At 64.8% G+C, this 26,100-nt stretch carries 28 protein-coding genes and 1 riboswitch; of the genes, 18 read left to right on the top strand and 10 right to left on the bottom strand.

The genetic code is table 11. From position 1 onward, the window contains the following. Positions 1–106 precede the first annotated feature (106 nt). The 3 genes from RX327_RS07430 (at position 107) to RX327_RS07420 (ending at position 2,895) form a co-directional block, all read left to right on the top strand. The gene (locus tag RX327_RS07430; RefSeq protein WP_317249910.1) at positions 107–1,039 is read left to right on the top strand and encodes a MerR family transcriptional regulator; all 933 of its coding nucleotides are present in this window, start codon (positions 107–109) and stop codon (positions 1,037–1,039) included. Positions 1,040–1,141: 102 nt separating this feature from the next. Next, entirely contained in the window at positions 1,142–1,762 is a 621-nt protein-coding gene (locus RX327_RS07425) for a hypothetical protein (RefSeq protein WP_317249909.1), read from the top strand. Between the two features lie 179 nt (positions 1,763–1,941). Next, the gene (locus RX327_RS07420) at positions 1,942–2,895 is read left to right on the top strand and encodes a ribose-phosphate pyrophosphokinase (RefSeq protein WP_317249908.1); all 954 of its coding nucleotides are present in this window, start codon (positions 1,942–1,944) and stop codon (positions 2,893–2,895) included. Positions 2,896–3,053: 158 nt separating this feature from the next. On the opposite strand, the gene RX327_RS07415 is transcribed toward RX327_RS07420, so the two are convergent. Together RX327_RS07415 and RX327_RS07410 are read right to left on the bottom strand one after the other, a co-directional pair. Further along, positions 3,054–3,860 carry an SDR family NAD(P)-dependent oxidoreductase gene (locus RX327_RS07415; protein ID WP_050384189.1) on the bottom strand — a complete coding sequence of 269 codons (807 nt, stop codon included), beginning with the start codon at positions 3,858–3,860 and terminating at the stop codon, positions 3,054–3,056. Between the two features lie 104 nt (positions 3,861–3,964). Next, positions 3,965–4,546 carry a 6,7-dimethyl-8-ribityllumazine synthase gene (locus tag RX327_RS07410; protein WP_317249907.1) on the bottom strand — a complete coding sequence of 194 codons (582 nt, stop codon included), beginning with the start codon at positions 4,544–4,546 and terminating at the stop codon, positions 3,965–3,967. Positions 4,547–4,625: 79 nt separating this feature from the next. After that, a riboswitch (FMN riboswitch) is annotated at positions 4,626–4,779 on the bottom strand. Between the two features lie 442 nt (positions 4,780–5,221). Between RX327_RS07410 and RX327_RS07405 the strand changes: the two genes are divergently transcribed. Next, positions 5,222–5,722 (top strand): YbjN domain-containing protein, encoded by a 501-nt coding sequence (locus RX327_RS07405; protein ID WP_317249906.1) that lies wholly within the window; start codon positions 5,222–5,224, stop codon positions 5,720–5,722. Positions 5,723–5,852: 130 nt separating this feature from the next. After that, complete coding sequence (gene proC / locus RX327_RS07400) at positions 5,853–6,731, top strand: pyrroline-5-carboxylate reductase (protein ID WP_317249905.1); 879 nt, start codon at positions 5,853–5,855, stop codon at positions 6,729–6,731. A gap of 123 nt (positions 6,732–6,854) precedes the next feature. On the opposite strand, the gene RX327_RS07395 is transcribed toward proC, so the two are convergent. The 4 genes from RX327_RS07395 to RX327_RS07380 all read right to left on the bottom strand — a co-directional run bounded on the left by RX327_RS07395 (position 6,855) and on the right by RX327_RS07380 (position 10,406). Then, complete coding sequence (locus RX327_RS07395; RefSeq protein WP_317249904.1) at positions 6,855–7,265, bottom strand: thioesterase family protein; 411 nt, start codon at positions 7,263–7,265, stop codon at positions 6,855–6,857. A gap of 114 nt (positions 7,266–7,379) precedes the next feature. Further along, the gene (locus RX327_RS07390) at positions 7,380–7,583 is read right to left on the bottom strand and encodes a tautomerase family protein (protein WP_025033847.1); all 204 of its coding nucleotides are present in this window, start codon (positions 7,581–7,583) and stop codon (positions 7,380–7,382) included. Positions 7,584–7,701: 118 nt separating this feature from the next. Then, positions 7,702–9,216, bottom strand: a complete 1,515-nt coding sequence (gene hisS, locus RX327_RS07385) for a histidine--tRNA ligase (protein WP_317249903.1) — start codon at positions 9,214–9,216, stop codon at positions 7,702–7,704. Positions 9,217–9,323: 107 nt separating this feature from the next. Further along, a complete protein-coding gene (locus tag RX327_RS07380; protein WP_317249902.1) occupies positions 9,324–10,406 on the bottom strand; it encodes a branched-chain amino acid aminotransferase in 1,083 nt (360 codons plus the stop codon). A 331-nt stretch (positions 10,407–10,737) separates the two neighbouring features. Between RX327_RS07380 and RX327_RS07375 the strand changes: the two genes are divergently transcribed. From RX327_RS07375 to RX327_RS07365, 3 genes are read left to right on the top strand one after another with little or no spacing between them, the layout of a single operon-like run. Continuing rightward, positions 10,738–11,283 (top strand): MarR family winged helix-turn-helix transcriptional regulator, encoded by a 546-nt coding sequence (locus RX327_RS07375; RefSeq protein ID WP_410712145.1) that lies wholly within the window; start codon positions 10,738–10,740, stop codon positions 11,281–11,283. Between the two features lie 19 nt (positions 11,284–11,302). Further along, complete coding sequence (locus tag RX327_RS07370) at positions 11,303–12,007, top strand: response regulator transcription factor (RefSeq protein WP_317251216.1); 705 nt, start codon at positions 11,303–11,305, stop codon at positions 12,005–12,007. Between the two features lie 9 nt (positions 12,008–12,016). Next, on the top strand, positions 12,017–13,405 hold the full coding sequence (locus RX327_RS07365) for an ATP-binding protein (protein WP_317249901.1): 1,389 nt from the start codon (positions 12,017–12,019) through the stop codon (positions 13,403–13,405). Between the two features lie 169 nt (positions 13,406–13,574). Here RX327_RS07365 and RX327_RS07360 read toward each other — a convergent pair whose 3' ends face one another. Next, positions 13,575–15,554 (bottom strand): TonB-dependent siderophore receptor, encoded by a 1,980-nt coding sequence (locus RX327_RS07360; RefSeq protein WP_244481934.1) that lies wholly within the window; start codon positions 15,552–15,554, stop codon positions 13,575–13,577. Between the two features lie 493 nt (positions 15,555–16,047). On the opposite strand from RX327_RS07360, the gene RX327_RS07355 reads away from it, so the two are divergent. Further along, on the top strand, positions 16,048–16,335 hold the full coding sequence (locus RX327_RS07355) for a hypothetical protein (RefSeq protein WP_152977540.1): 288 nt from the start codon (positions 16,048–16,050) through the stop codon (positions 16,333–16,335). A gap of 46 nt (positions 16,336–16,381) precedes the next feature. Here RX327_RS07355 and RX327_RS07350 read toward each other — a convergent pair whose 3' ends face one another. Beyond that, entirely contained in the window at positions 16,382–16,912 is a 531-nt protein-coding gene (locus RX327_RS07350; RefSeq protein WP_317249900.1) for a DUF3617 domain-containing protein, read from the bottom strand. A gap of 43 nt (positions 16,913–16,955) precedes the next feature. After that, a complete protein-coding gene (locus tag RX327_RS07345; RefSeq protein WP_317249899.1) occupies positions 16,956–17,255 on the bottom strand; it encodes a hypothetical protein in 300 nt (99 codons plus the stop codon). A 166-nt stretch (positions 17,256–17,421) separates the two neighbouring features. Here RX327_RS07345 and RX327_RS07340 point away from each other — a divergent pair, with 166 nt between their 5' ends. The 4 genes from RX327_RS07340 to RX327_RS07325 all read left to right on the top strand — a co-directional run bounded on the left by RX327_RS07340 (position 17,422) and on the right by RX327_RS07325 (position 20,256). After that, positions 17,422–17,898 (top strand): hypothetical protein, encoded by a 477-nt coding sequence (locus tag RX327_RS07340; protein WP_317249898.1) that lies wholly within the window; start codon positions 17,422–17,424, stop codon positions 17,896–17,898. Positions 17,899–18,012: 114 nt separating this feature from the next. Next, a complete protein-coding gene (locus tag RX327_RS07335; protein ID WP_317249897.1) occupies positions 18,013–18,699 on the top strand; it encodes a ribonuclease T2 in 687 nt (228 codons plus the stop codon). 222 nt (positions 18,700–18,921) lie between these two features. After that, positions 18,922–19,782, top strand: a complete 861-nt coding sequence (locus RX327_RS07330; protein WP_317249896.1) for a 23S rRNA (adenine(2030)-N(6))-methyltransferase RlmJ — start codon at positions 18,922–18,924, stop codon at positions 19,780–19,782. A gap of 261 nt (positions 19,783–20,043) precedes the next feature. Further along, positions 20,044–20,256: a cold-shock protein gene (locus RX327_RS07325; protein ID WP_317249895.1), complete on the top strand. Its 213-nt coding sequence runs from the start codon at positions 20,044–20,046 to the stop codon at positions 20,254–20,256. 272 nt (positions 20,257–20,528) lie between these two features. On the opposite strand, the gene RX327_RS07320 is transcribed toward RX327_RS07325, so the two are convergent. After that, positions 20,529–21,149: a porin family protein gene (locus RX327_RS07320; protein ID WP_317249894.1), complete on the bottom strand. Its 621-nt coding sequence runs from the start codon at positions 21,147–21,149 to the stop codon at positions 20,529–20,531. 265 nt (positions 21,150–21,414) lie between these two features. On the opposite strand from RX327_RS07320, the gene uvrC reads away from it, so the two are divergent. From uvrC to prmB, 5 genes are all read left to right on the top strand, one after another. After that, positions 21,415–23,514, top strand: a complete 2,100-nt coding sequence (gene uvrC, locus RX327_RS07315) for an excinuclease ABC subunit UvrC (RefSeq protein WP_317249893.1) — start codon at positions 21,415–21,417, stop codon at positions 23,512–23,514. Between the two features lie 193 nt (positions 23,515–23,707). Next, positions 23,708–24,325 carry a CDP-diacylglycerol--glycerol-3-phosphate 3-phosphatidyltransferase gene (gene pgsA / locus RX327_RS07310; RefSeq protein WP_317249892.1) on the top strand — a complete coding sequence of 206 codons (618 nt, stop codon included), beginning with the start codon at positions 23,708–23,710 and terminating at the stop codon, positions 24,323–24,325. Continuing rightward, positions 24,322–24,573, top strand: a complete 252-nt coding sequence (gene moaD, locus RX327_RS07305; protein ID WP_317249891.1) for a molybdopterin converting factor subunit 1 — start codon at positions 24,322–24,324, stop codon at positions 24,571–24,573. The genes pgsA and moaD overlap by 4 nt, the downstream gene beginning before the upstream one ends. 8 nt (positions 24,574–24,581) lie before the next feature. Continuing rightward, positions 24,582–25,049, top strand: a complete 468-nt coding sequence (locus RX327_RS07300; protein ID WP_050384198.1) for a molybdenum cofactor biosynthesis protein MoaE — start codon at positions 24,582–24,584, stop codon at positions 25,047–25,049. Beyond that, complete coding sequence (gene prmB / locus RX327_RS07295; RefSeq protein WP_317249890.1) at positions 25,049–26,008, top strand: 50S ribosomal protein L3 N(5)-glutamine methyltransferase; 960 nt, start codon at positions 25,049–25,051, stop codon at positions 26,006–26,008. Before RX327_RS07300 ends, prmB begins: the two co-directional genes overlap by 1 nt. Positions 26,009–26,100 lie beyond the last annotated feature (92 nt).

The raw sequence follows: 26,100 nt of genomic DNA, 5'->3' as shown, positions 1-26,100 counted from the left end.
GTGGATACCGGTTCGCGGTGAGGGAAACGCGTCAGAATAAAATCGGGCGATTCTTGTGCGACAAGCGTCTTGACTCTCCACCTGCTGGAGACCGGACAAGCGGCGCATGACACAACGCACCTACAGCATCGGCGAGGCGGCGCGGCTCAGCGGAATTTCCGTCCGCAAGCTCCGCTTCTATTCGGACCAGGGGTTGCTGCCGCCGGCCGGCCGCACCGCGAGCGGCTATCGCGTCTTCACCGACGACGAACTGGTTCGCCTCGACCTGATCCGCTGCCTGCGCGATGCGGGCCTCGGTCTCGACGCCATCCGCGAGGTCCTGACCAAGCAACTCTCGCTGGTCGAGGCGCTGCAGCTTCGCCTCGAGACGCTGGAAGCGGAGATCGCGGCACAGCGCCGCGTCGCCTCGGCCCTGCGGGCTGCGTTGCGTTCACCGCAACTCACCGAAGCAGATTTGAGGAGATTCCTGACCATGACGCAGCTGTCCCGCGCCGAGCGCCGCAACGTCGTCGAACGCTTTTTCGAGAAGGTGTCCGACGGCATCAACATCGACCGGAAATGGATCCGGCAGATGATCGAGACCAGCGTGCCCGAATTGCCGGACGAGCCGACGCCGGAGCAGTGCGATGCCTGGATCGAGCTTTCGGAGATGCTCAACAACCCTTCCCTCGTCGCCAACATCCGCGCCAACGCGGAGGACGTCTGGAATCACCACGTGCTGGATCTCGCCGCCTGGCAGGCGGCCAACCAAACCGTGCTGGCGAGAGCCAGGGAGATCATCGCGCGCGACCTCGGCCCGACGTCGGAGGCCGGCCAGGCGCTGGCGCGCGACTGGCTGGAAACATCGGCGCGATTGCTGAAGCGAAAACCTGATCTGGAATTCCGTAACTGGATCCGCGGCAAATATGCCCTGCACGACGCCCGTGCGGCGCGCTATTGGGAGCTCGTCGCCATCATGCGCGGGCAATCGCCGGACGCGAGCCCGAACCGCGAATGGGCCTGGATCACTGCAGCCATGCGGCACCATCTCTCTGACTGAGCAGGGAAATCCGAAACCTCGCGGCGCGCCGCCCGGATCGGTTAAGTGCTGTGGCCGTCCTGCCCTAGACGTTAAGCCGTTTTAACGATATCGCAGGACGCAATGAGGGAAGCGTCGAACCGCCAGTTTCAAACTGGGACAGCCGTGCGTGCCGCGATCGCATGCTCGTGGCTTGCGATCGCGTGCGCGCTTGGCGGCTGCGCGGCCGGCGGCAACGTGGCAAACTCCTATGCCATGGCCACGCCGGCAAGCAGCGGCGCCACGGTGGCGTTCGAATCCATCGACGGACCGCCGCCGCAGGTGTTCGACCGCATGGTCGGGGTGCTCGACAGCGAATCCAAGCTGCGCAGCCTGTCCGTGGTCTCCCGCGAGGGCACGGCCGCCTACCGCGTGCGCAGCTACCTCTCCGCCCAGGTGGTGCGCGGCAAGACGGTGATCGCCTGGGTCTGGGACGTCTACGACGCCAACCAGCAGCGGGCGCTGCGCCTCTCCGGCGAGGAGCCCGCCGGCAAGGCCGGCCGCGACGCCTGGGCCGCCGCCGACGACCTGGTGCTGCGCAAGATCGCCCAGGCCGGCCTCAGCGGCCTGTCCGGCATGATCAATGGCGGCGCGGCGGACAGCCCCGCGACCGCCCCGGCACCGGACCTCCGCGGGCCCACGGTGGCAAGTGCCCCGGCCCCCGTCGCGCCCGAGACCGTGGCGCTCGGCTATTCCGCCGACTAAACCCCGTTATCGCCCGGGGAAATGCGTTTTTTGCCCAGGAAAACGGCGGCCAAAGCCGGCTAATGGGTTGCCATCGGATGCGCCTGCCTGATATTCCCTCGCGCACCGAAAACCCGCCGGTTCTGTAAGGACTTGTGATGTTGAACGTCGTATCCAGCAAAGCGCGGGAGGAAGCGTCCATGTCGGGCAAGAACGGCTCCATCAAGCTCGTCGCCGGCAACTCCAATCCGGCGCTGGCGCAGGACATCGCCAAGGGACTTGGCATCGAATTGACCAAGGCGGTGGTGCGGCGCTTCGCCGACATGGAGATCTTCGTCGAGGTCCAGGAGAACATCCGCGGTTCGGATGCCTTCATCATTCAGTCGACCTCGTTTCCGGCGAACGACAATCTGATGGAGCTGCTGATCATCACCGACGCGCTGCGCCGCTCCTCGGCGCGCCGCATCACCGCAGTGATCCCCTATTTCGGCTATGCCAGGCAGGACCGCCGCTCCGGCTCGCGCACGCCGATCTCGGCCAAGCTCGTCGCCAATCTGATCACCCATGCCGGCGTCGACCGCGTCATGACGCTCGACCTGCATGCCGGCCAGATCCAGGGCTTCTTCGACATCCCGACCGACAATCTGTTCGCTGCCCCCCTGATGGTGCGCGACATCCGCGAACGTTTCGACCTCGGCAAGGTGATGGTGGTCTCGCCCGACGTCGGCGGCGTGGCCCGCGCCCGCGGCCTCGCCAAGCGCATCAACACCCCGCTCGCGATCGTCGACAAGCGCCGCGAGCGTCCCGGCGAGTCCGAGGTCATGAACGTGATCGGCGACGTCTCCGGCTACAGCTGCATCCTGGTCGACGACATCGTCGACTCCGGCGGCACGCTGGTGAACGCGGCCGACGCGCTGATCGCCAAGGGCGCCAAAGACGTCTACGCCTACATCACCCATGGCGTGCTCTCCGGCGGCGCGGCCGCCCGCATCGCCTCGTCGAGGCTGAAGGAGCTCGTGATTACCGACTCGATCCTGCCAACCGAGGCGGTGAGCAAGGCGCCGAACATCCGCACGCTGCCGATCGCCAGCCTGATCTCGGACGCGATCGCACGCACCGCCGCGGAAGAGTCGGTGTCGAGCCTGTTCGACTAAATCGATATTTGCTGGCGTCCCTGCGAAAGCAGGGACCCATACCCACAGGCCTTGTTATTGCGAAGGCTGTGGCTCCGGCGTTGTCAATCAATTCGCATTGGTGGTTATGGGTCCCGGCTCAAGGCCGGGACGACACCGAATATGCTGCAGCCACCCCGCTAAAACCCCGGCCGTGGCACGTGGCTCATCAGCGTCCGCGCATAGCCGCCATCGACGATGATCTCCTCACCATTGACGTATGACGAGCGATCGCTGGCCAGGAACAGAGTCGCGTTCGCCATGTCCTGCGATGCGCCGATCCGGCGCATCGGCACCACGGCGGTGCGCCGCTCGGTGACCCCAGGCGTGTCGTAGAAAGCCTGGCTCATCGGCGTCACGACAAGGCCGGGGCTCACCACATTGCTGCGGATGCCATGCGGTCCCCATTCGGCTGCGAGTTGCTGCGAGAGCATCACGACGCCAGCCTTGCTGACGCTGTAGGCGCCGCTCTGCCCCTGCGCATTGCTGGCGGCGATCGAGGCGACGTGGATAAGGCTGCCGCGTCCAGCCTTGCGCATCTGGCGGCCGAACGCCTGGGCGCAGATGAAATAGCCGGTGAGATTGACCGCCAGCACCGCATTCCATTCCGCGAGCGGCAGCGTGTCGAGCCCGCCCGGGCGCAGCACCGCCGCTGTGTTGACGAGGATGTCGCAAGCGCCGAGCCTGCGCGCGACGGCATCGGCGGCTGCCGCGACATTGTCCTCGCTGGTCGTATCGCAGGTCGCGACGAGATGACCGTCGCCGAATTCGCGAAGCTCTGCCTTGGTCTCCGCAAGGGAGCGCTCGTCGCGATCGAGTGCGGCGACCCTGGCGCCGGACCGCGCGAAACTGACCGCGGTGGCGCGGCCGATACCGCCGCCTCCGCCGGTGACGACGGCAACGCGGCCTGACAGGCCGAGCCAGTCGGAGGAATGTTGTTCGGTCATGGGGTGCCTCCCGCGCGTTTTGGTTTTATGCCGCAAGCATAACCGAACGCGCCGCAGGCGAGAGCGATCCCGGCACGCATGCCGGAATCGCTTTTCCGCCGATGCTAGCCCGGGATTCCCGCCGCGACCTGGCCGCGCAGACGCTCGAGGCTGAGCAGCGTGTTGGCGCAGGCTTCCGCAACCTCGGTCCCCTTGATGGCAAAATGCTTGCGGAAGAAGTCGTAGTGCACCTCGGTCTCGTGGAATTGCTGCGGCGTCAACACGGCCGAGAACACGGGCACCTCGGTGCGGAGCTGCACATCCATCAGCGCCTTGATCACGGTGTCGGCGACGAATTCGTGCCGGTAGATGCCGCCGTCGACGACGAGGCCAGCCGCAACGATCGCGGTGTAGCGCCGCGTCTTGGCGAGGACCTGCGCGTGCAGCGGGATCTCGAACGAGCCCGGCACCTCGAACACGTCGACATGGGTGAGGTGACGCGCCTCGGCCTCCTTCAGGAAGGAGATGCGGCACTCTTCCACCACCTCGCGGTGCCAGGACGACTGCACAAAGGCAACGCGCTGCGGCTTTGCGAAGTGCGGATGCTCCGGCGTCGGCGGAACGGCCGGCGTATCGGGAGCGCTTTCTGCTTGGGAGGTTTGGATTTGAGAAGCTTGAACGTCTTGGTCTTGCAACATCTGATTCATGGCTTTCCTCAGTTAAGGACCAGAATCAGGGCACACGGACAACAACACGAGCCCACGCGAAAATCGCGTTGGCCGCCGCAACCGTTCTCTTTCATCCGGACTTTAACCGTCGGCTTCGGAGTTGCACCGAATCTGCTGACCCTTCCCCCGGCTTCGCGAAGGAAGGCGCTCGCGGGCTTGGGCTCATCGCCCTTACCGCCGGTGGGGACTTTCACCCCGCCCTGAGAACATCGGCACGCCCGGAATGGACGTACCTGAGGCGAAATATGACCAAAGCGCGACAGCCGGGCAAGGCCTTTGGCATGGGGAAACGGCATGTCCCCATGAGCGCGTTGCGGCTCTGCGAGCTTGATGTGAGCGCCCGGAGGCTGATTCACAGGCGCGGCGAAGCGCCGGCAAATGGTTAACAAAGCGTTACGCGAACGCTTAGATTCCGATTTGTTCTCAAAATCACAGATGTGGCGGAGATCAGCTGTGGACGATGCGCGCTTTGGCTGTGGACGGACTCGGCGTGCGGTTGCGCGGATTCCGCAAATCACATCACTTCATCGGCGTCAGGTCCAGGGGCATCCGGAAGCCCGGTCAAGGAACTGCACTCGGCCACGACGCAGTATGTCGCAAGTGCCGGCTTCCGTGTGCGTATCAAGCGATCATAAGAACAAGGTCCGAGACGGCATGTCCCTCGTCGAAAGCATTATCGATTCCCGGAACAACCCGCTTGCGGTGGTCGAAGATATCGCCACCGACAACAACTGGCCGTTCGAACGCTCCGGCGAAGACGAACTCACGATTGTCTCCAAGGGACAATGGACCGACTACCAGCTCTCCTTCACCTGGATGGGCGAGATCGAGGCGCTGCATCTGGCCTGCGCCTTCGACATGAAGATTCCATTGCCGCGGCGGAGCGAGGTGCAGCGGCTCGTCGCAGCGGTGAACGAGCAGCTGTGGGTCGGCCATTTCGACCTGTGGACCAACACCGGCATGGTGATGCATCGCCAGGCCCTGGTGCTGCCGGGCGGCCTCATCGCCTCGACCGCGCAGTGCGAAGCCATGCTCGCCGGCGCCATCCACGCCTGCGAGCGCTACTTCCCGGCGTTCCAGTTCGTGGTGTGGGCGGGCAAGACCACCGCGCAAGCCATGGACGCGGCAATGTTCGACACGGTCGGCGAGGCGTAAGGGTTTCGTTTCGGTCCATCCCCGCCCTCAGCGTCGTCCCTGCGAAAGCAGGGACCCATACTCCGCGGCCCCAGTGGTTGAGCAAACTGCTTGTGGCTCGCTTCTCGCTTCACTAGAACCGCTTGTGGTTATGGGTCCCTGCTTTCGCAGGGACGACACAGAGTTTGCGGAGCCACCTGTGAGCACATCCAGCAGCGCATTGACGAATACTTCCGGCACCATCGCGCTCGCGGGCGCGGGCAAGATGGGCGGCGCCATGCTGACCGGCTGGCTCGCGCAGGGCCTTGCCCCCGAGCGCGTCGCGGTGATCGATCCGCATCTCTCGCCGGAAATCTCCGCGCTTGCCGCAAAGGGCGTGCGACTCAATCCGCAAGCCAAGGATCTCGGCACGGTCGACACGCTAGTCGTCGCGGTGAAGCCGCAATCGTTCCGCGATGCCGGCGCCGCGCTGAAATCCTTCGTCGGTCCCTCGACGCTCGTCGTCTCGATCATGGCCGGCACGACCATGTCAGCGCTGGAAGAGGTTGTCGGCGGCGCCGTGGTGCGCGCGATGCCGAACACGCCGGCTGCGATCGGCCGCGGCATCACGGTCGCGGTGCCGTCGAAGCGCGTCACCGCCGCGCAGCGCGCGATGACCGATGCGCTGCTGAAAGCGACCGGGCTCGTCGAATGGGTCGAGGACGAGGGCCTGATGGACGCGGTCACCGCGGTGTCGGGCTCGGGGCCGGCCTATGTGTTCCTGCTCGCCGAGGAGCTCGCGCGCGCCGGTGTTGCGGCCGGCCTGCCCGAGCAGCTCGCGACCACGCTGGCGCGGGAGACCGTCGCCGGCTCCGGCGAACTGCTGCACCGGTCGGAGCTTCCCTCGGCCACGCTGCGCCAGAACGTCACCTCGCCCGGCGGCACCACGGCCGCGGCGCTCGGCGTGCTGATGGCGAATGACGGCATGCAGCCGCTGATGACCCGCGCGATCGCCGCTGCGACAAGGCGCTCAAGGGAATTGGCGAAATAGCGCATGCACACTCATTGCCGGGCTTGACCCGGCAATCCATCGAACAAGGACGCTTTCTTCCTTGATGGATGCGCGGGTCAGGCCCGCGCATGACGAGTTCGCCGGACCAACAACACAGGCCGCCTACTGCGCCGAACCCGACGTCCCGGCCAGCCGCTTGTTGAACGTCTCGACATTGACGAGACCGCGGGCATGGCGGCCCTCGCCGAGCTTGCGCGTGTCCTCGAAGGCCTCGACCTCGAAGCGGATGACGCGGCGCTCGACCGCAACCACCTTCGCCGTGGTCCGCACCGTCGCGCCGACCAGCGCCGCGGCCAGATGGCGGATGTCGACCTCGGTCCCTACCGTGACCCAGCCCGGCTGAAGCGCAGCGCGGATCGCATCGCCCGCCGCCATCTCCATCTCGAGGATCATCATCGGGGTCGCATAGACAAACGGCATGCCGGGCACGAAATGCCCGACCGTGCGCTCCGCCGGGACCACCAGCGTGCGCTCGGCGCTCATGCCGATCGTGATGAAATCGCGTGCGTCCATGGTGCTTGCTCGTCATTCCGGGGCACGCGACGCGTGAACCCGGAATCTGGAGATTGCTCATCGAGATCCCGGGTTCGCGCTAATGCGCGCCCCGGGATGACGCGCTTTCGCGCGTCACTTCTTCGCCGCCGCCGCGCGCTCAACAAACGTCTTGCCACCCTTCATCTTGTGGCGGAGCGGGGCTTCGTTGATCTGGATGACGACGGCATCGGCATCGACGCCGAGATTCTTCACCAGCGCCTGGGTGATGTCGCGCATCATGCCGGCCTTCTGCTCGTCGGTGCGGCCTTCGGCCATGCTGATGGTGATCTCAGGCATCGTTGTCTCCCTGCTGCTGTCGCGATGACCGGGCACGCCCCGGTCCTTCATGAAGGTGCGCATCAAACAGGAGGTGGATGCCCGGGACAAGCCCGGGCATGACGTCACAAGCGAATGGCTATCCCCACGCCACGTCATGCCGCGCCAGGACCTCGCGGACCTTGGCGACGAGATCGGCCTCGCTGCAGGAGAACTGCGCCGGCCGGGTCTCGCGCCATTCCTGGTTGGAGGCGATCGCGGCGGCGGCCTTCGCGCCCTCGATCAGGTCCTTGACCTGCACCTCGCCGCGCGCCTTTTCATCCGATCCCTGGATGATCACGCAAGGTGAATTGCGGCGATCAGCGTATTTGAGCTGGTTGCCCATGTTCTTGGGATTGCCGAGATAGAGTTCGGCGCGGATGCCGGCGGTGCGCAAGGCAGCCACCATCTTCTGGTAGTCGGCGACACGGTCGCGGTCGAACACGGTGACGACGACGGGACCGAATTCGGGCCGCGTGTCGAGCTTGCCGAGCAGCGTCAGCGCGGCCTGGAGCCTGGACACGCCGATCGAGAAACCGGTCGCCGGCACCGGCTCGCCGCGGAAGCGCGAGACCAATCCGTCGTAGCGCCCGCCGCCGCCGACCGAGCCGAACCGCACCGGGCGGCCCTTCTCGTCCTTGGTGTCGAGCAGGAGCTCCACCTCGTAGACGGGGCCGGTGTAGTATTCGAGCCCGCGCACGACGGAGGGATCGATCTTGATGCGATCCGCGCCATAACCCGACGCCGTCACCAGCCTGGCGATCTCTTCAAGCTCGCTGACGCCGGCCTGACCAACTTCGCTCTTCGCCAGATAGGTCTCCGCCGCAGCAATCGCCTCTCGCCAATCGTCGCGCTGCCGCGTGACGGCCAGGACGATATCGGCATCCGCGGGGCTCAGGTTGGCGCCCTTGGTGAAGTCGCCCTTGCCTTCTTCACCGCCGTCCCATCGTCCGGGACCGAGCAGCTTGCGCACTTCGTCGGCGGAGAACTTGTCGAGCTTGTCGATCGCGCGCAGCACGGTCAGCCTGCGGCCTGCGTTCTCGTCACCGGCGAGCCCGATGGCTTCCAGGACACCGTCGAGCACCTTGCGGTTGTTGACCTTCACGACGTACTGGCCGCGCGCAATGCCGAGCGCCTCCATCGTGTCGGCCGCCATCATGCAGATCTCGGCGTCCGCGGCCGGCGTCGCCGAGCCGACCGTGTCGGCATCGAACTGCATGAACTGGCGGAAGCGGCCGGGGCCGGGCTTCTCGTTGCGGAAGACATAGCCGACGCGGTAGGACCGATACGGCTTCGGCAGCGCGTCGAAGTTTTCCGCGACGTAGCGCGCGAGCGGCGCGGTCAGGTCGTAGCGCAGGCTGATCCACTGCTCGTCGTCGTCCTGGAACGAGAACACGCCCTCGTTCGGGCGGTCCTGGTCGGGCAGGAACTTGCCGAGCGCGTCGGTGTATTCCATCGCCGGCGTCTCCACCGGCTCGAAACCGTAGAGCTCGTAGACGGCGCGGATCTTCTCGACCATCTCGCGCGTCGCCCGGATCGCAGCGGGATCACGATCCTCGAGCCCGCGCGGCAGGCGCGCCTTCAGTTTCTGGGGTTTTTTGGGTTTCTCGGCCATGCGCGGCGTTTACCAGTGGACGCGCAAGGCGGCAACCGCCGCCATCGGCTTCCGGCTGTCATTCCGGGGCGCGTCGACGACGCGAACCCGGAATCACGTTGCGTCCGTCACTCGACGTTCCTAATCCAGTTATGTGGATCGTTGGTGCGGCCGTACTGGATGTCGACGAGCTGCTTGCGCAGGCCCATGGCGACAGGGCCGGCGCCGCCGCCCGAGATCTCGAAGTCGCCGCTCACCGAGCGCACCTTGCCGATCGGGGAGATCACAGCGGCGGTGCCGCAGGCGAAGGCCTCTTTCAGCTTGCCGCTGGCGGCGTCAGCGCGCCATTGCTGGATCGTATAGGGCTCCTCGCGCACGGTCTTGCCGGCATCCTTCGCGAGCGTGATGATGGAGTCGCGGGTGATGCCCGGCAGAATGGTGCCGAGGGGCGGCGTCGAGAGCGAGCCGTCGTCGAACACGAAGAACACGTTCATGCCGCCGAGCTCCTCGATGTAGCGGCGCTCGACCGAGTCGAGGAAGACGACCTGATCGCAGCCGTGCTGGATCGCTTCGGCCTGGGCGCGCAGGCTCGCGGCATAGTTGCCGCCGCATTTGACGGCGCCGGTGCCGCCGACCGCGGCGCGGGTATAATTCTCGGACACCCAGATCGAGACCGGCGCAGGCCCGCCCTTGAAGTAGGAGCCGACCGGCGAAGCGATCACCGCAAAAATGTAATCGGACGACGGCTTGACGCCGAGGAAGTTCTCGCTCGCGATCATGAAGGGGCGCACGTAAAGGCTGCCCTCGCCGCCCGGAATCCAGGCCCGGTCGATGCGCACGACCTGCTCGACCGCCTCGATGAACAAATCCTCGGGCAACGGGGCCATTGCCATGCGGTCGGCCGAGTCCCTGAAGCGCCGCGCATTGGCGTCGGGGCGGAACAGGTTCACCCCGCCGTCGTCGCGCTTGTAGGCCTTGAGCCCCTCGAAGATTTCCTGGGCGTAGTGCAGGACCGCGCCGGCCGGATCGAGCTGGAAGTTGGCGCGCGCCTCGATCCGCGCCTCGTACCAGCCGCCCTTGGCCTGGCTGTAGCGGACGATCGCCATGTGATCGGTGAAGACCCGTCCGAAGCCGGGGTCCACCAGCTTCGCCGCGCGATCCTTGTCGGACGTCGCATTCGGCGAAGGCTGGATGTCAAACTTCAAAGTCATTTTTCTTGCTTTCCGCTGTCGGAACCGGCGCGATACCCGGCGCCGGCCTGTTTCCCCCGGAGCCTTCCGGCTCGGCTGGCCCGAACTTCACCACCGCCGGCCGCGCCGCCGGCTTCCATCGCCAACATGCCGTTTAGACATGCTTTTGCGGAAGGCGGAAGTCCAGTATGTTTTGCCGAAATGCCGCTCGACAATCGCACGGTAGTCCAATTTGCGGCCCAAACCGCCCCACAGGCTCGTTCAGGCCGCCTTAAACGCTGTCGAGGACAAAACGACCTAATGTTTCGTCGTGACAGGCAGTTTTGTAACATTGAACCCAAGATACGTCAATATGCCTGACATAAATTTCTCAGGCATGGCTGCCAACCCCGATTCGCAGGGAGACGACCACGCTCCGGCGGCGGGGCGCGACCTGCGCTGGGATATCATCGAGCTGCTGTTCTTCGCCTACCGCGACTTCGTCGGCGATCCCGACCAAGAGCTGGAGGCGTTCGGCTTCGGCCGGGCCCACCACCGCGTCCTGCATTTCGTCTACCGCTATCCCGGCCTCAAGGTAGCCGACCTCCTCGACGTCCTGCGCATCACCAAGCAATCGCTCGGCCGCGTGCTCAAGCAGCTGCTGGACGAGGGCTACATCGTGCAGAAGACCGGCGACAATGATCGCCGCCAGCGCCTTCTCTACGCGACGCCGAAGGGCGAGGCGCTGGTGGCCAAGCTCGCGGGGCTGCAGACCGACCGCATCAACCGGGCGGTCGCCGGCATCGATCCGGCCGGCGTCGAGACGGTTCGCCAATTCCTCCGCGCGATGATCGACCGCGACGATCCCGACAAGGTGCTCGAAGCGATCTTCGGCGGCGGCAGAAAAACGAGGGAGTGAACCGGTGCAGGCTGCAACCATGATGCGCGCGCCGGTCGAGCCGGCCGACGACGCCCCGCATCTGCTGCTGGTCGACGACGACCGCCGCATCCGCGATCTGCTCTCGCGCTTTCTCGCCAGTGAGGGCTACCGCGTCACCACCGCAGCGAGCGCCGGCGATGCACGCTCGAAACTGCTGGGCCTGCATTTCGACCTCCTGATCCTCGACGTCATGATGCCCGGCGAGACCGGCTTCGATCTCGCCCGCTTCATCCGGACCTCCTCCTCGGTGCCGATCGTGATGCTGACGGCGCGCCACGAACCGGAATCCCGCATCGAGGGCTTGCAGATCGGCGCCGACGATTACGTGGCAAAGCCGTTCGAGCCGCGCGAGCTCGCGCTCCGGATCGGCAATATCCTCAAGCGCACTGCGCCGCCGCAGGTCGCGGTCGTCGAGCAGATCGCGTTCGGCCCCTATATTTTCCACATCGAGCGCAGCGAACTGCGTCAGGGCGAGGAGATCATCCATCTCACCGACCGCGAGCGCGAGATGCTGCGCATCCTCGCCAGCGCGCCCGGCGAGACCGTGCCGCGCGCCGAGCTGACTTCCGGCGGCAGCGTCAACGAGCGCGCCGTCGACGTGCAGATCAACCGCCTCAGGCGCAAGATCGAGACCGACCCCGCCAATCCGCTATTTCTGCAGGCGGTGCGCGGCATCGGCTACCGGCTGGTGGCTTCGCCATAAGATGCTGCCATGAGCACGCTCGACTCCGGCCTGACCCTGATCCGCAACGCCTCGCAACGCGTCTCGAAGGCGAATGGCTGGATGGGCAACGCGTTCAAGGGCTGGATGCCGACCGGCCTCTACGCCCGCGCGCTCCTCATCATGATCGTGCCGATGGTGGTGCTGCAATCGGTCGTCGCCTTCGTGTTCATGGAACGGCACTGGAACACGGTGACGCGCAGGTTGTCGGCTGCGGTGGTGCAGGACATCGCCGCGCTGATCGACGTCTACAAGGGCTATCCGCAGGACAAGGACCGTGACCAGATCCGCCGCATCGCCCAGCAGCGCCTCGGCCTCGTGGTCGATTTCCTGCCCGCCGGCGACATGCCGCCGCCGGGACCAAAACCGTTCTTCTCGCTGCTCGACCAGACGCTGTCGGTGCAGCTCGGCCGCCAGATCGGGCGCTCGTTCTGGATCGACACGGTCGGCCGCTCCAACCTCGTCGAGATCCGCATCCAGCTCGACGACGCCGTGATGCGCGTGTTCGCGCAGCGCAGCGCCGCCTATGCCTCGAACTCGGAGATCTTCCTGTTCTGGATGGTCGGGACGTCCTCCATCCTCTTGATCGTCGCGGTGCTGTTCCTGCGCAACCAGATCAAGCCGATCCTGCGCCTTGCCGATGCCGCCGAGAGCTTCGGCAAGGGCCGCGAGGCACCGAACTTCCGCCCGAGGGGCGCGCGCGAGGTGCGGCGGGCGGCTGTCGCCTTCCTCGAAATGAAGTCGCGCATCGAGCGCACGATGGAGCAGCGCACCGCGATGCTCGCCGGCGTCAGCCACGATCTGCGCACCATCCTGACCCGCTTCAAGCTCGAGCTGGCGCTGATCGGCGACAGTCCGGAGCTCGAGGGCATGCGCAAGGATGTCGACGAGATGTCGATGATGCTGGAGGATTACCTCGCCTTCGCCCGCGGCGATTCCGGCGAGCAGTCGCAGCCGACCGACATGGCCCAGGCCCTCGAAGAGCTGCGCAGCGATGCCGAACGCCACGGCCACAACGCGACCGTCGCGTTCCACGGCCTGCCCGTGGTGACGGTGAAGCCGGCCTCGTTCAAGCGCTGTCTCGCCAACCTCATTACCAACGCGGCGCGCTACGGCAGGAACATCGCGATCACCGGCCAGCGCGATCACCGTTATTTGACCGTCACGGTCGACGACGACGGCCCGGGCATTCCCGCTCACTTGCGCGAAGAAGTGTTCAAGCCGTTCCTGCGGCTCGACAACGCCCGCAACCAGGACGAAGGCGGCACCGGCCTCGGCCTTGCCATCGCCCGCGACATCGCCCGCTCGCATGGCGGCGACATCACGCTCGGCGACAGCCCGATGGGCGGCCTGCGCGCCGTCGTGCGGGTGCCGGTGTAACGTAGCGTTTTCGAGCGAAATGGACGCCGGTTCGCGTGAAAAAAACGCGTCTAAAGCGCGATGAGATTAGGTTGAATCGTCATCGCGCCTTAGCTCTTTGTTTAAGCATGATCTTTTCGGAAAACCGCTACGCACTTTTCCGGATCATGCTTTAAACAACAAATTCGAGCTACCAGCGATAGGACAAGGTCCCGATGACCTGCCGCCGCTCGCCGGCGTAGCAATAGCCGGACTGGCAGGTCTGGTAGTGCGTGTCGAACAGATTGGTCGCGTTCAGGCGCGCGGTGGCGCCGAGGAAGCGCCGGTCCAGCTTGCCCAGATCGTAATCGATCACCGCATCGAACAACGTCGTCGCCGCGTTCTGGAACGTGTTCTGGTCGTTGCCGAAGTTCGTGCCGATATAACGCACGCCGAGACCAAGCCCGAGGCCCTCGACGGGCACGCCGGACTGGAACGTATATTTGCCGAAGGCGGCGAAGGAATTCCTCGGAATGCCGGAGAGCTCATTGCCGGTCGTATCGGGATTGCCCTGCGTGATCACGACGTTGAGATGGGTGTAGGCGGCGGTGAGATCAAATCCCTGCTTGAGCGCCAGCTTCGCCTCGAGCTCCACGCCCTTGGATTCGACCTGCCCGGTCGCTGCCTGGAACGCCATGTTGTTCGGATCGGTACGCAGCACGTTGTCCTGCGTGATGTCGAACACCGCGGCGGTCAACAGCACCGGAACGTTCGGCATCTGGTACTTGATGCCCACTTCCTTCTGCTCGCCGGTGGTCGGCTTGAACGGCAGTCCGGATGCGTCGACGCCGACCTGCGGGGCGAATGCCGTCGCGTAGCTGATATAGGGTGCAATGCCGTTGTCGAAGACGTAGCTCAGGCCCGCACGGCCCGTGAAGGCAGTCGCTTTCTGCGTTGACGGCACGCCGTCGAGACCCGCGGTCGTCGTCTGCGACACCCAGCTCTGGCGGCCGTTGAGCGTCAGAATGAAGCCGCCGAGCTTGGCCTGGTCCTGCGCATAGACACCGACCTCGTCGGTCGACTGCTTGTTGAAGATCGAGAATGCCGGCGTCGCGATCGCCTGGGCGCCGTAGTTCATGGTCTGGAGATTGAGATCGGGCGCCGGCCCGTAGCCGATCTTGTCGTTGTAGTAGGAGTGGCCGTAGTCGACGCCGAGCAGCACGGTATTCTTGATCGCGCCGAGCATGAACTTGGCCTCGGCCTGATTGTCGAGCGTCACCGTGTTGAAGCTGTCCAGGATCCGCCAGGCGGACCGCGACGCCAGATTGGTGCTGCTGTCGATCGAATCGATCTGGGTGTATTTCGCGTCGACGTCGACCTGGTAGAAGCGGAAGTTCTGCCGCACCGTCCACACATCGTCGACATTGTGCTCGAACGCGTAGCCGATGCGATATTGCTTCTGATCCATGGCGCTGAACGCCGGATCATTCGAGTAGATGTTGGTCAATTGTCCGTCGGGCGTGCGGAAATTGCCGATGCTCGCGGCGGTTCGGCTGCTTTGATATTCGCTCAGGATGGTGAAGGACGTGTCGGCGTCCGGCCGCCAGGTCAGCGCCGGCGCGATGTAGGCGCGATCGTCGTCGTTGCCGGGATACCAGGTCTTTGCGTCACGAAGCAGACCCGTCAGCCGGTAGTACAGCTGATCGCTGCCGGGCACCGGACCACCGACATCGAAACTGCCCTGGTAACGGTCGTAGGTGCCGCCCTGTAGCTGCACCTCACCGAATGCCGTCAACGGCGGCCGCTTGGTCGTGACATCCACGATCCCTCCCGGAGAGCCGAGGCCATAGAGGCCCGAGGCTGGTCCGCGCAGGATCGACACGCTGTCGAGACCGTAGGGTTCGATCTTGGGAATTGCGAAGTTGCCGCCGCCCTGACGCAGGCCGTCGCGATAGATGCCTGTATAGGTCGCATCGAAGCCGCGGATATAGAAACTGTCGAACCTTGGATCATAGCCGAACGCCGTGGTCGTCACGCCCGGCGTATAGCTGACGGCGTCCTTGAGCGTCTGAACGTTGCGATCCCTTAGCTCCTTTTGCGTGACGACCGAAAGCGACTGCGGCGTTTCGATCAGCGCTGTGCTGGTCTTGGTGCCGGCAGTGCTGGCGGTCGCGACGTAACCGGTCGTCATACCGATCGCGCCACCTGTGCCTTGCGACCGCGGAGCCTGACTCTGGGCGGGCGCAGTCGCATTGCGGCGCCGGTTCGCCGCGACCGCGCGCGAAGTCCTGGTGTTCTGAGTTGAAACGACGGCACCGCGCTTCTTTGCGGCGCCAGGTTCATCCACCGTCACTGCGGGAAGTTCGCTGACATTGTTCTGCGGAGGACTTGTCTGCGCCTGAGCGTAGGCGACGTCTGTGCCCATTGGCACAAGTATGACCGAACCGAGTAGCGCTGCGTTGATCGCAGCCGTTGATGCAAGCAAGCCGCGCTTGCTCCGCAACGAAGCCATTCCCACCGAACAAATCCCCGCATTGCCTTGCGCCGACATCGATCGAGCCGCGTTTGCGACAAGGCCGACATCGATTGGGGCGGACTTCTATCGGCGGGATGATCGAAATTCCACACGCGCAAAATAGAATCGATGGAAGCAGCAACGAAGCGCAACACTGGAGTGATTCAAGATGCGCAACGCTGGAACGATTCAAAACGACATGTTGGCGCGTCAGGCGTTCGACACGACGAAGGCGATGCGCGTCGTCTCTCCAGAGAGTCTCGAACGCGAGGCACGCGGCGATCATTCAGTGATGTTGCATCCCGTCGACGTCATCGCGCGCCGAGGAGCACACGAACGCAGTGACGCGGAGGGATCGGATGTATTGCACATCGCCTCGGCGCAAGATTGCTCCGCATTTTCGTCGCGAACTGCTCGCAATGACGGTGATGCGAAGTGTCACAGCCTCTCAGCATGAGAGGCGATGCATTCAGGCGCGCCGCAACGGCCGAATGCGCTGCGCGCTACTTCTGCTTGGGCAGGAGGCCCTTCAGCTTTTCCATGTCCTTGACGTTCATCTTCATGCCGCCGGGCATGATGATGTCACCGGCCTTCTGGTCGCTCTTGCAGGCGCCGAGCCATTTCGCCTCGATGGTCATCGTGGTATCGCGCGAGCCGGCCGCGCCGCCCTCGGCATGCGAGGTGCTCTTCACCGTGTAGGCGGAATTGAAATCGCCGACGATCTCGGCATGGCTCTGCATCGTCATGCCGGCGACGCTGCAGACGCTGTCGCTGACATAGCCGGTCGCGGTCTTCTGGATATCCTGCTTGGAGCAGACTTCCTTGGCCATCGGCGAGGCCGCCGCGCTCATCTCCCTGTCGACGGTCTCGTCGGTGCAGTGCTGCATGGTCATCTCGGGCACCGGCGAGCCGGTCGTGACCAGCTTCATCTCCCAAAGACCGGCCTTGCGGATCGGCAGGTCGACGGCACTTGCGGCGCCAGCGGACAGGACAAGGCACACAGCCGAACCAAACAAGGCAAGCTGTCGGGTCATGCGGTCGGCTCCCGGCTGAACGATCGAAAGATCTGGTACGCGCTCAGTAGAGCGTGCGCAGCGGCCTCTGGGCCGCGCCATAGGGCACCCAGCGACAGGCGAAAGAGATGTAGCCGCCCGGATAGTTCTGCACCGCGAGGAATTTGGCGACCTTGCCGTAGCGTGCGCAGTGATCGACCGCGACCTGACGCGCGTCGACCTGGGTCGCCATCGAATAGGCGATGATCCCGCCGGTGTCGTTGCCCTTGAACGGCGGCACCGGCTGCATCCAATCCGCTCGCGCCGGCACAACGGCCAGCATCCCGCAAACGGCAACCAGGCACGCGGCCAATTTCCTTCGCATCGCAGACTCCATTTCGCTTCGAGCCAACATAGAGTGCGCCGGCGACCGTGAAAAGAACGAGCCGGCTCCCCAAAGTGGACTTCTCCGCAGGTGTTGCCGCCCTGCACTTGACCTAGCCGGGGCTTCACGGCACCGTCCGCGGCATCGGATAATCGGGTGGATTCCCATGCGCAACCTGTTCAACTCCCGCAATAAACTCGGCCGCAAGCTCGGCCTCGGCGCCGCACTCGTGGTCAGCCTGCTGGCTTTCGGGGGTACGGCCCAGGCCGCCAATCCGCTCGAAATGAACTTCTGGCTGTCCGGCCCGCGCTATGACGGCAATGTGGCCCCATGCGAGAAGGCCCTGACGGTCATCAGCACGCAATTCCAGGAAAAGGAGGCCACCTTCTGGAATTCGCCGCTCGTGATCACCGGCTTCAACGGGATTCACGAAACCGCCTTCCGACCCTGGCAGTCCGACAACATTCCGCGCCGCTTTTGCACCGGCGAGGCCCTGCTCAATGACGGCAAGGTGCGCAAGGTGCACTTCTCGATCATCGAGGACGGCGGCTTTGCCAGCATCAATCAGGGCGTCGAATGGTGCGTCGCGGGGCTCGACCGCAACTGGGCCTATAACCCGTCCTGCAAGGCCGCGCGGCCCTGATCTCCGACCAGATTGCTAATGCAGGAGCCGCCGCCATTTGGACGGCGGCTTTTTGTTCTTGAAATGTTCTCGCGGCCTGCTAGGCTCCGGGCGGTCGAGTGAGGGAGCGGGTTGATGCCTCGGTTGGACACAATTTCCCGATTTTTGATTTCGGTTGCCATTATTCTGTGCAGTGCGGTTGGAGCCTCGGCCCAGGATCGCCGCCAGAATGCGCCGGGCGAATTCGACTTCTATGTGCTCGCGCTGTCGTGGTCGCCCTCGTTCTGCGAAGAGGCGAGCGAGCGCGGCAACAACGGCCGCGGCACGCAGGCACAGTGCGGCGGACGGCCCTATTCCTTCGTGGTGCACGGCCTGTGGCCGCAATATGAGCGGGGCTTTCCGGAATACTGCCAGCGGCCCTCGCCGCGACTCGCCCGCAGCATCATGAGCTCGATGCTCGACCTGATGCCGGCGCCCGGGCTGATCTACAACGAGTGGGACAAGCACGGCACCTGCTCCGGTCTCGGCGAGCGCGCCTATTTCGAAGCCATCCGCAAGGCTCGCGCCACGGTGAAGATCCCCGAGGAATTCCTGCAATTGTCGGAGCCGAAGACGGTCGCGCCCGACGAGCTGGAGACGGCGTTCATCAAGGTCAATCCGGGCCTCAGCAACTCCGCGATCTCGGTGACCTGCGACAGCAAGCGGCTCAGCGAGGTCCGCATCTGCCTCAGCAAGGACCTGCAATTCCGCGCCTGCGACGAGATCGAGCGCCGCGCCTGCCGCCGCGACCAGGTGACGATGCCGCCGGTTCGCGGCGGCTGACGCTCTGCGTCATGGCCGGCAGACCCGCGCCGCGCGTCGCCGCGCAGAACGTCCCCGCCACCTGCGCCGTCGCGAAACAAGCCAGATAAGGCGCAGATGCCCGGGAGCCGGCTTCGCCGAGCTCGGATGTCAACCCCGCCGACGCTTTAGCGAAGGCCGGGACAAGCCCGGGCATGACGAGTACAACATGCGCACCCTTTGGGAGCGTAGCACGATCATCACATGAACTACCGCCACGCCTTCCACGCCGGCAGCTTCGCCGATGTCATCAAGCACATCGTGCTGGCGCGCATCCTCACTTATCTGCAGGACAAGCCGGCGGCGTTCCGCGTCATCGACACCCATGCCGGCGCCGGCCTCTACGATCTCGACAGCGACGAGGCGCGCCGGGGCGGCGAATGGCTGACCGGCATTGCGCGGCTGCTGCAGGCGCGGCTCTCCGACAAGGCATTGCCGCTGATCGCGCCCTATCTCGACATCGTCAGAGCATTCAATCCGAAAGGCGAGCTGAAAGCCTATCCCGGTTCGCCGTTGATCGCGCGGGCGCTGCTGCGTCCGCAAGATCGCCTCACCGCCTGCGAGATCGAACCGACGGCGCGCAAACAACTGATCGACGCCTTGCGACGCGACGCGCAAGCGCGCGTCGTCGATCTCGACGGCTGGATGGCGCTGCCCGCATTCGTGCCGCCGAACGAACGGCGCGGCCTGGTGCTGATCGATCCGCCGTTCGAAGCGAAGGACGAGTTTGAGCGGCTGGCCAGTGCTTTCACGGAAGCGTACGCGAAGTGGCCAACCGGCTCGTATCTTTTGTGGTACCCCGTAAAAACCCGGAGAGCCACCGATGAGCTAACGCGCAGTGTGGCTGCTGCAGCAGCAAGCAGCCGGCCCGCCGGCAAATGCCTGCGATTGGAATTCAGTGTGGCACCGCAAGAAGCAGGCGCAGGCCTCGTTTCCACAGGTCTTTTGCTGGTGAATCCGCCGTGGACGCTGGCGAATGAGTTGAAGATCATCCTGCCCGAACTCGAGAAGCCGCTCGGTCAAGGCGGCGCGGGACGCTTCAAACTCGAGACGCCTAAGCCATGATCGACACCTCCTACTGAAAAGTTCAATTTTGAGCATAGGCAATTTGCGCGGAACCGTATTATGCTCATCCTGTTACGACTGGCTTTACGTTCCGCTTCCGCGAATGGTTGCGGCGGAGTGACAAGGCCGAAATAAAATCCAGGCAGACCGGCGGCGTGACGCCGGGCTGTTCAGGTGGCCAAGCTTCCGACAAGCGAATGTCGGTCAACCGCTACGCGGCGTGCGCGTGGCGGTGGAGCAATACGGGGGGGGAGTTTCCCGATGGCCATGACGGGAACGGTCAAGTTCTTCAACGGCGAGCGCGGCTACGGCTTCATCAAGCCTGACGACGGCGGTCGCGATGTCTTCGTTCACATCACCGCTGTGGAGCGGGCGGGACTGAAGGACCTTGCCGAAGGACAGCGTATCACTTTCGAAGTCGAACCGGACAAGAAGGGGAAAGGCCCGAAGGCGGTCAACCTGGTGGTCTCATGACGAGCGCTCGCGATGCGCGGGCTCGGGATGAACACCGAATGAGGCGTTGCGTGTGAGCTGACTGCCGAGCGCGGCTGGCGCTCGCTGGATGACCACCTGCATGATGCGGACGCGACTGGCGGTGCCGCATATCCCATACGTGCGGCCCACCGATTGGATTCGCGGACGCCGCGGCGTGTATACGGCCGTGCGCGACGTTGAGATCATCAACACAAAGAAAACCCGGCCGCGCGAGGCGCGGCCGGGAGTTAATGGTCGACGTTTTCTTGTTCTCAGAAGTGATAGTTGATGCCGGCGCGAACCAGGCTGAAGCTGTAGCCGTTCGACACGCCGCCGGTGATCGTGAAATTGCTGTTGGCAAGATCGACGTAGAGATACTCGATCTTGGCGCTCCAGTGCGGGGCAAAGCCCATTTCGGCGCCGGCACCGACGGTGAAGCCCGCATTGGTGTGGCTCTCCGTGATGCCGAACGTCTCGCCGCGCAGTTCGCCGAAGGCGAGACCGCCGGTCGCGTAGAACAGCACGTTGTTGACCGCATAGCCGGCGCGGCCGCGCAGGGTGCCGAACCACGGATTGGAGAATTTCCACGGCGCGAAGGTGTCGTCGGCGCCGGCGGCCTGGATGTCGCCCTCGACACCGAACACCCACGGGCCGTTCTGGAAATTGTAGCCGGCTTGCACACCGCCGACGAAACCCGACGGCTTCGAGGGGTTGTTGTCCACCGAGCCCCATTCATAGCCGATGTTGCCGCCGAGATAGGGACCTGCCCAGCTATAGGCATTGAGCGGCTGGTTGACGGTATAGGGCGAACCGTAGTTGAGATCGGCCGACGCCGCCGAGGTCGTCCAGCCTGCAACGATCAGTGCCAGCGCACGCGCAACAAACCGGGTCATTGGTACTCTCCACAACGCAACTGCCGCAGCCCGCCGGCCAGGGCCGGCGTGGTTACGGAATTCCACTTTTCGCGTAGGATTTATCGAGAGTTTTAAGTTAAAGGGCTGTTAAGTCGGGTTACCGGCCCGCTCATCAGTCTTAACAAGGTGTTACGCAACCCCTCCCGGCGCCCGCGCGGGGCCGGTAACCTCCTGCAATCGAGGTGCTTTTTGTTGGTGCCGTCAGCGCTGGCGACCGGTCGCCCAAGCACTTAGTTTACGGCCCATGGTTCACGATTCTCCCGAGCGCCCGACGCCGGCCCCCAAGGTTGACTCCAAGGCTGACCCCAAGCCACGGCGCGGTTCAAAGTCCGACCTGCCACAGGACGATCTGGCGCTCGATACAAGCGACGTCGATCCCGAAACCTCCGCCGCCGAGGAGGAGGACGAGGCACGCCTGCCCGAGGCTTCGGAGGACGCCGCCGAGGCGGTCGCCGAGGGCACGCTCTCGGTCGGACATGCCGCGATCGAGAACGCGGTCCGGCTCGCCCCCACCTCGCCCGGCGTCTATCGCATGCTCAATGCGAATTCCGACGTGCTCTATGTCGGCAAGGCCAAGAACGTCAAAAAGCGCCTGTCCAGCTATGCGCGCCAGAGTGCGCCGCTGCCGGCCCGCATCCTGCGCATGATCGCCGCCACCGTCACCGTGGAGATCGTCTCGACCAACACCGAGACCGAGGCGCTGCTGCTCGAGGCGAACCTCATCAAGCAGCTGCGGCCGCGCTTCAATGTGCAGCTGCGCGACGACAAGTCGTTTCCCTATATCCTGATCACCGGCGACCATTGGGCGCCGCAGATCCTGAAACATCGCGGCGCGCAGACCCGGCCCGGGCGTTATTTCGGCCCGTTCGCCTCCGCGGGCGCGGTCAACCGAACTATCACGGCGCTGCAGCGCGCATTCCTGATCCGCTCCTGCACCGATTCCTTCTTCGAGAGCCGCACCCGGCCCTGCCTGCTCTACCAGATCCGCCGCTGCGCCGGCCCCTGCACCCGCGAGATCGATTTTCCCGGCTATACGACGCTGGTGCGCGAGGCGACCGACTTCCTCTCCGGCCGCAGCCACGCCGTGAAGGAGCTGCTCGCGGCGGAGATGGAGAAGGCGGCCAGCGAGCTCGAATTCGAGCGCGCCGCGCTCTACCGCGACCGCCTTGCTGCGCTCTCGGCGATCCAGTCGCAGCAGGGCATCAATCCGCGCACGGTGGAAGAAGCCGACGTGTTCGCCATCCACCAGGAGGGTGGCTTCTCCTGCGTCGAGGTGTTCTTCTTCCGCACCGGCCAGAACTGGGGCAACCGCGCCTATTTCCCACGCGCGGAAAAGACCTTTACGCCGGAAGAAGTGCTCGGCTCGTTCCTCGCCCAGTTCTACGACGACAAGCCGCCGCCGAGGAACATCCTGCTGTCGCACGAGATCGAGGAGAGCGAGCTGCTCGCCAGTGCGCTGTCGATCAAGGCCGGCCACAAGGTCGAGGTCACGGCGCCCAAGCGCGGCGAGAAGAAGGAGCTCGTCACCCACGCGCTGACCAATGCGCGCGAGGCGCTCGGCCGCAAGCTCGCGGACACCGCGACGCAAGGCCGCCTGCTGGACGCCATGGCCGCGACGTTGAACCTGCCGCACCCGCCCAAGCGCATCGAGGTCTACGACAACAGCCACATCCAGGGCACCAATGCGGTCGGCGCCATGATCGTCGCGGGGCCCGACGGCTTCGTGAAGAACCAGTACCGCAAGTTCAACATCAAGTCGGAAGGACTGACGCCCGGCGACGATTACGCCATGATGCGCGAAGTGCTGGAGCGCCGCTTCAAGCGCCTGCTGAAGCCGCCGGAGGGCGAGGCCGCTGCCAAGACGAAAGCGGATGACGATTCGTTCCCGCAATGGCCCGACCTCGTGATCATCGACGGCGGCCGCGGGCAGCTCAACGCCGTCCGCGAGATCTTTGCAAATCTCGGCCTGACGCAGGTGTCGCTGATGTCGGTCGCCAAGGGACCGGACCGGGATGCCGGCCGCGAGACCCTGTTCATGCCGGAACGCGAGGCCATCAAGCTCGAACCGCGCGATCCCGTGCTCTATTTCATTCAGCGCCTGCGCGACGAGGCTCACCGCTTCGTCATCGGTTCGCACCGCAAGCTGCGCAAGAAGGACATCCGCGAGGCCGGCTTGCAGGAGATCCCGGGCATCGGCCCGTCCCGCAAACGTGCCTTGCTACATCATTTCGGGACCCTGAAGGAGATCGAGCGGGCCTCGATCGCCGATCTCGGCAAGGTTCCGGGGGTGAGCGCCGAGAGCGCCCGCAGGATTTTCGAGTATTTCCATCCCCAGCCGGGTTAAACCAAAGGCGAGTCATCAGGGCGTCGCCTGCGACAGGGCATCTAGGGCATGATGCGGAAAAGTGTGAGGCAGTTATCCGAAAAGATCATGCTTAAACAACGAGCTAAGGCGCTATGACGATGCAGCGCAATCTGGTCGCGCTTTACGCGTCCGCACGGTTGACCTTCTCGCTTCAGCGGTATTGGTAGGACGGATGAACATCGCCACGACACGAGGGACGACGAGGCGCGCGATGTCCCTCCCGAACATCCTGACCTATGGCCGGATCGCCGCGATTCCGGTCGTGGTCGGCTGCGTCTATTGGCAATCGATCCTGGACGGCCCGCTGTGGCTGCGCTGGGTCGCGGTCGCCATCTTTATTGCGGCTGCGGTCACCGACTACCTCGACGGCTATTACGCGCGGATATGGAATCAGCAATCGGCATTCGGCCGGATGCTCGATCCGATCGCCGACAAGCTGCTGGTCGCCTCCTGCCTGCTGATGCTCGCCGCCGACAATTCGATCCACGGCTGGTCGCTGTGGGCCGCCATCGTGATCCTGTGCCGCGAGATCCTGGTCTCGGGCCTCCGCGAATACCTCGCTGCGCTCCGCGTCAGCGTGCCCGTGACCAAGCTTGCGAAGTGGAAGACCACGGTCCAGCTGGTTGCGATCGGCTTCCTGCTCGCCGGCGAAGCGGGCGAGCAGGTCTTCCCGGCCACCACCCTGATCGGCATCGTGTTGCTCTGGATGTCGGCGATCCTCACCATCTACACCGGCTACGATTATTTCCGTGCGGGCATCCATCACCTCATCAAGGAGGACGAGGGATGAAGGTGAAGTATTTCGCCTGGGTGCGCGAGCGCGTCGGCAAGGCCGAAGAGATCGTCGAGCCGCCGGCCGAGGTGCGCACCGTCGGCGACCTGATCGGCTGGCTTGCCGCGCGCGACGATGCTTATGCGTATGCATTCGAGAAGCCAAAGGTGATCCGCACAGCGATCGACCACGCCCACGTCAAATCAGACGCCGCGATCGCGGGCGCCCGTGAGATCGCGTTCTTCCCGCCGATGACCGGCGGCTAAATCCTAACATGACCGTCGCAGCGACCATCCGTATCCAGCAAGCCGACTTCGACGTCGCGCAGGAGATCGCGGCCTTAAGCCGAGGCCGCACCGATGTCGGCGCGGTCGTCAGCTTCAGCGGCATCTGCCGCGGCAGCGAGCAGGGCGAGCCGATCGCGGCGCTGACGCTCGAACATTATCCTGAAATGGCGGAAGCCGAGATTGGACGCCACGCCGACGAGGCGCTGTCGCGCTGGCCGTTGCAGGGCCTCACCATCATCCATCGCTTCGGCCGTATCACGCCGGGCGAGAACATCGTGCTGGTCGTGACCGCCTCGGCGCACCGGCAGGCCGCGTTCGAAGCCGCCGAGTTTCTGATGGACTATCTGAAGACCAACGCACCGTTCTGGAAGCGCGAGGAAAGCGCGCGCGGCACGAGCTGGATCGAGGCGCAGGGCCATGACGACGCGGCCGCCGCGCGCTGGACCAAATCCTGATGGCCAAGCGCAGCAAAGTGCCCACCAAGCGCAGCCCCGCCGTGCCGAAAGCGCCGAAAGTCGGCGCCGGCGAGCTGCACACCCTGTTCGATTTCCTGCGCTATGCGACAAGCCGCTTCAACGCGGCCAAGCTCGTGCTCGCGCACGGCACCACCGATCCGGTGGCCGAGGCCGCGTTCCTGATCTGCGAAACGCTGCACCTGCATCCCGACCAGTTCGAGAACTTTGCCACCGCGCGCGTCACGATTGCCGAGGGCAAGCAGATCCTCGACCTGATCGAGCGCCGGATCGCGACGCGGAAACCGGCCGCCTATCTCGTCAACAAGATCTATATGCGCGGCCTGCCCTTCTATGTCGACGAGCGCGTCATCGTTCCGCGCTCCTTCATCGGCGAGCTCCTGGATTCGCATTTCGGCGGTGACGAGGAGGGCACCTCGCTGATCGGCGATCCCGACGAGGTCGAACGCGTGCTCGATCTCTGCACCGGCTCCGGCTGCCTCGCGATCCTGGCGGCCCGGCATTTCCCCAACGCCGCGGTCGATGCCGTCGATATTTCAAAGGACGCGCTGGAGGTCGCCGCGCGCAACGTCGCCGACCACGGCCTCGACGATCGCCTGACGCTCCATCGCGGCGACCTGTTCGCCCCGCTCGCCGACAACAGATACGACCTGATCATCACCAATCCGCCTTACGTCGATGCCGAAGGCATGGCAGCGTTGCCGCCGGAGTGCCGGGCCGAGCCGAAGCTCGCCTTCGACGGCGGCGCCGACGGTCTCGACATCGTCCGCCGCCTGCTCGATGAGGCGAGGCAACATCTGACCCCGCAGGGCGGGCTGCTTTGCGAGATCGGCCGCGGCCGCGACAATCTCGAGGCCGCCTATCCGGAGCTGCCGCTGCTCTGGCTGGACACCGAGGATTCCGAGGGCGAGGTGTTCTGGATCGCAGCCGCCGATCTCTGACCGGCGTGCCGCCGCCGGCTCAGGCGATTTACGGAGCCCGATCTGGCCGAAACGAAAATCGTGCGTAGTTCCAGCCGGTTCCGAAGATCGCT

Origin of the sequence: Bradyrhizobium sp. BEA-2-5, from assembly GCF_032918025.1 — a bacterium.
GTDB lineage: Bacteria > Pseudomonadota > Alphaproteobacteria > Rhizobiales > Xanthobacteraceae > Bradyrhizobium > Bradyrhizobium pachyrhizi.
This window is presented reverse-complemented; position numbering and strand designations above follow the sequence as displayed.

What these genes read in the sequence shown, in the direction of transcription:
- RX327_RS07325 (WP_317249895.1), top strand. Translation starts at nt 20,044, where the DNA reads ATGGCCATGACGGGAACGGTCAAGTTCTTCAACGGCGAGCGCGGCTAC.
- RX327_RS07405 (WP_317249906.1), top strand. Translation starts at nt 5,222, where the DNA reads ATGTCCCTCGTCGAAAGCATTATCGATTCCCGGAACAACCCGCTTGCG.
- RX327_RS07300 (WP_050384198.1), top strand. Translation starts at nt 24,582, where the DNA reads ATGACCGTCGCAGCGACCATCCGTATCCAGCAAGCCGACTTCGACGTC.
- RX327_RS07375 (WP_410712145.1), top strand. Translation starts at nt 10,738, where the DNA reads ATGCCTGACATAAATTTCTCAGGCATGGCTGCCAACCCCGATTCGCAG.
- RX327_RS07340 (WP_317249898.1), top strand. Translation starts at nt 17,422, where the DNA reads ATGCGCAACCTGTTCAACTCCCGCAATAAACTCGGCCGCAAGCTCGGC.
- prmB (WP_317249890.1), top strand. Translation starts at nt 25,049, where the DNA reads ATGGCCAAGCGCAGCAAAGTGCCCACCAAGCGCAGCCCCGCCGTGCCG.
- RX327_RS07425 (WP_317249909.1), top strand. Translation starts at nt 1,142, where the DNA reads ATGAGGGAAGCGTCGAACCGCCAGTTTCAAACTGGGACAGCCGTGCGT.
- RX327_RS07415 (WP_050384189.1), bottom strand. Translation starts at nt 3,860, where the DNA reads ATGACCGAACAACATTCCTCCGACTGGCTCGGCCTGTCAGGCCGCGTT.
- RX327_RS07350 (WP_317249900.1), bottom strand. Translation starts at nt 16,912, where the DNA reads ATGACCCGACAGCTTGCCTTGTTTGGTTCGGCTGTGTGCCTTGTCCTG.
- RX327_RS07345 (WP_317249899.1), bottom strand. Translation starts at nt 17,255, where the DNA reads ATGCGAAGGAAATTGGCCGCGTGCCTGGTTGCCGTTTGCGGGATGCTG.
- RX327_RS07395 (WP_317249904.1), bottom strand. Translation starts at nt 7,265, where the DNA reads ATGGACGCACGCGATTTCATCACGATCGGCATGAGCGCCGAGCGCACG.
- moaD (WP_317249891.1), top strand. Translation starts at nt 24,322, where the DNA reads ATGAAGGTGAAGTATTTCGCCTGGGTGCGCGAGCGCGTCGGCAAGGCC.
- RX327_RS07330 (WP_317249896.1), top strand. Translation starts at nt 18,922, where the DNA reads ATGAACTACCGCCACGCCTTCCACGCCGGCAGCTTCGCCGATGTCATC.
- hisS (WP_317249903.1), bottom strand. Translation starts at nt 9,216, where the DNA reads ATGGCCGAGAAACCCAAAAAACCCCAGAAACTGAAGGCGCGCCTGCCG.
- pgsA (WP_317249892.1), top strand. Translation starts at nt 23,708, where the DNA reads ATGAACATCGCCACGACACGAGGGACGACGAGGCGCGCGATGTCCCTC.
- RX327_RS07430 (WP_317249910.1), top strand. Translation starts at nt 107, where the DNA reads ATGACACAACGCACCTACAGCATCGGCGAGGCGGCGCGGCTCAGCGGA.
- RX327_RS07365 (WP_317249901.1), top strand. Translation starts at nt 12,017, where the DNA reads ATGAGCACGCTCGACTCCGGCCTGACCCTGATCCGCAACGCCTCGCAA.
- RX327_RS07335 (WP_317249897.1), top strand. Translation starts at nt 18,013, where the DNA reads ATGCCTCGGTTGGACACAATTTCCCGATTTTTGATTTCGGTTGCCATT.
- RX327_RS07410 (WP_317249907.1), bottom strand. Translation starts at nt 4,546, where the DNA reads ATGAATCAGATGTTGCAAGACCAAGACGTTCAAGCTTCTCAAATCCAA.
- uvrC (WP_317249893.1), top strand. Translation starts at nt 21,415, where the DNA reads ATGGTTCACGATTCTCCCGAGCGCCCGACGCCGGCCCCCAAGGTTGAC.
- RX327_RS07380 (WP_317249902.1), bottom strand. Translation starts at nt 10,406, where the DNA reads ATGACTTTGAAGTTTGACATCCAGCCTTCGCCGAATGCGACGTCCGAC.
- RX327_RS07355 (WP_152977540.1), top strand. Translation starts at nt 16,048, where the DNA reads ATGCGCAACGCTGGAACGATTCAAAACGACATGTTGGCGCGTCAGGCG.
- RX327_RS07370 (WP_317251216.1), top strand. Translation starts at nt 11,303, where the DNA reads ATGATGCGCGCGCCGGTCGAGCCGGCCGACGACGCCCCGCATCTGCTG.
- RX327_RS07360 (WP_244481934.1), bottom strand. Translation starts at nt 15,554, where the DNA reads ATGACGACCGGTTACGTCGCGACCGCCAGCACTGCCGGCACCAAGACC.
- RX327_RS07420 (WP_317249908.1), top strand. Translation starts at nt 1,942, where the DNA reads ATGTCGGGCAAGAACGGCTCCATCAAGCTCGTCGCCGGCAACTCCAAT.
- proC (WP_317249905.1), top strand. Translation starts at nt 5,853, where the DNA reads ATGGGTCCCTGCTTTCGCAGGGACGACACAGAGTTTGCGGAGCCACCT.
- RX327_RS07390 (WP_025033847.1), bottom strand. Translation starts at nt 7,583, where the DNA reads ATGCCTGAGATCACCATCAGCATGGCCGAAGGCCGCACCGACGAGCAG.
- RX327_RS07320 (WP_317249894.1), bottom strand. Translation starts at nt 21,149, where the DNA reads ATGACCCGGTTTGTTGCGCGTGCGCTGGCACTGATCGTTGCAGGCTGG.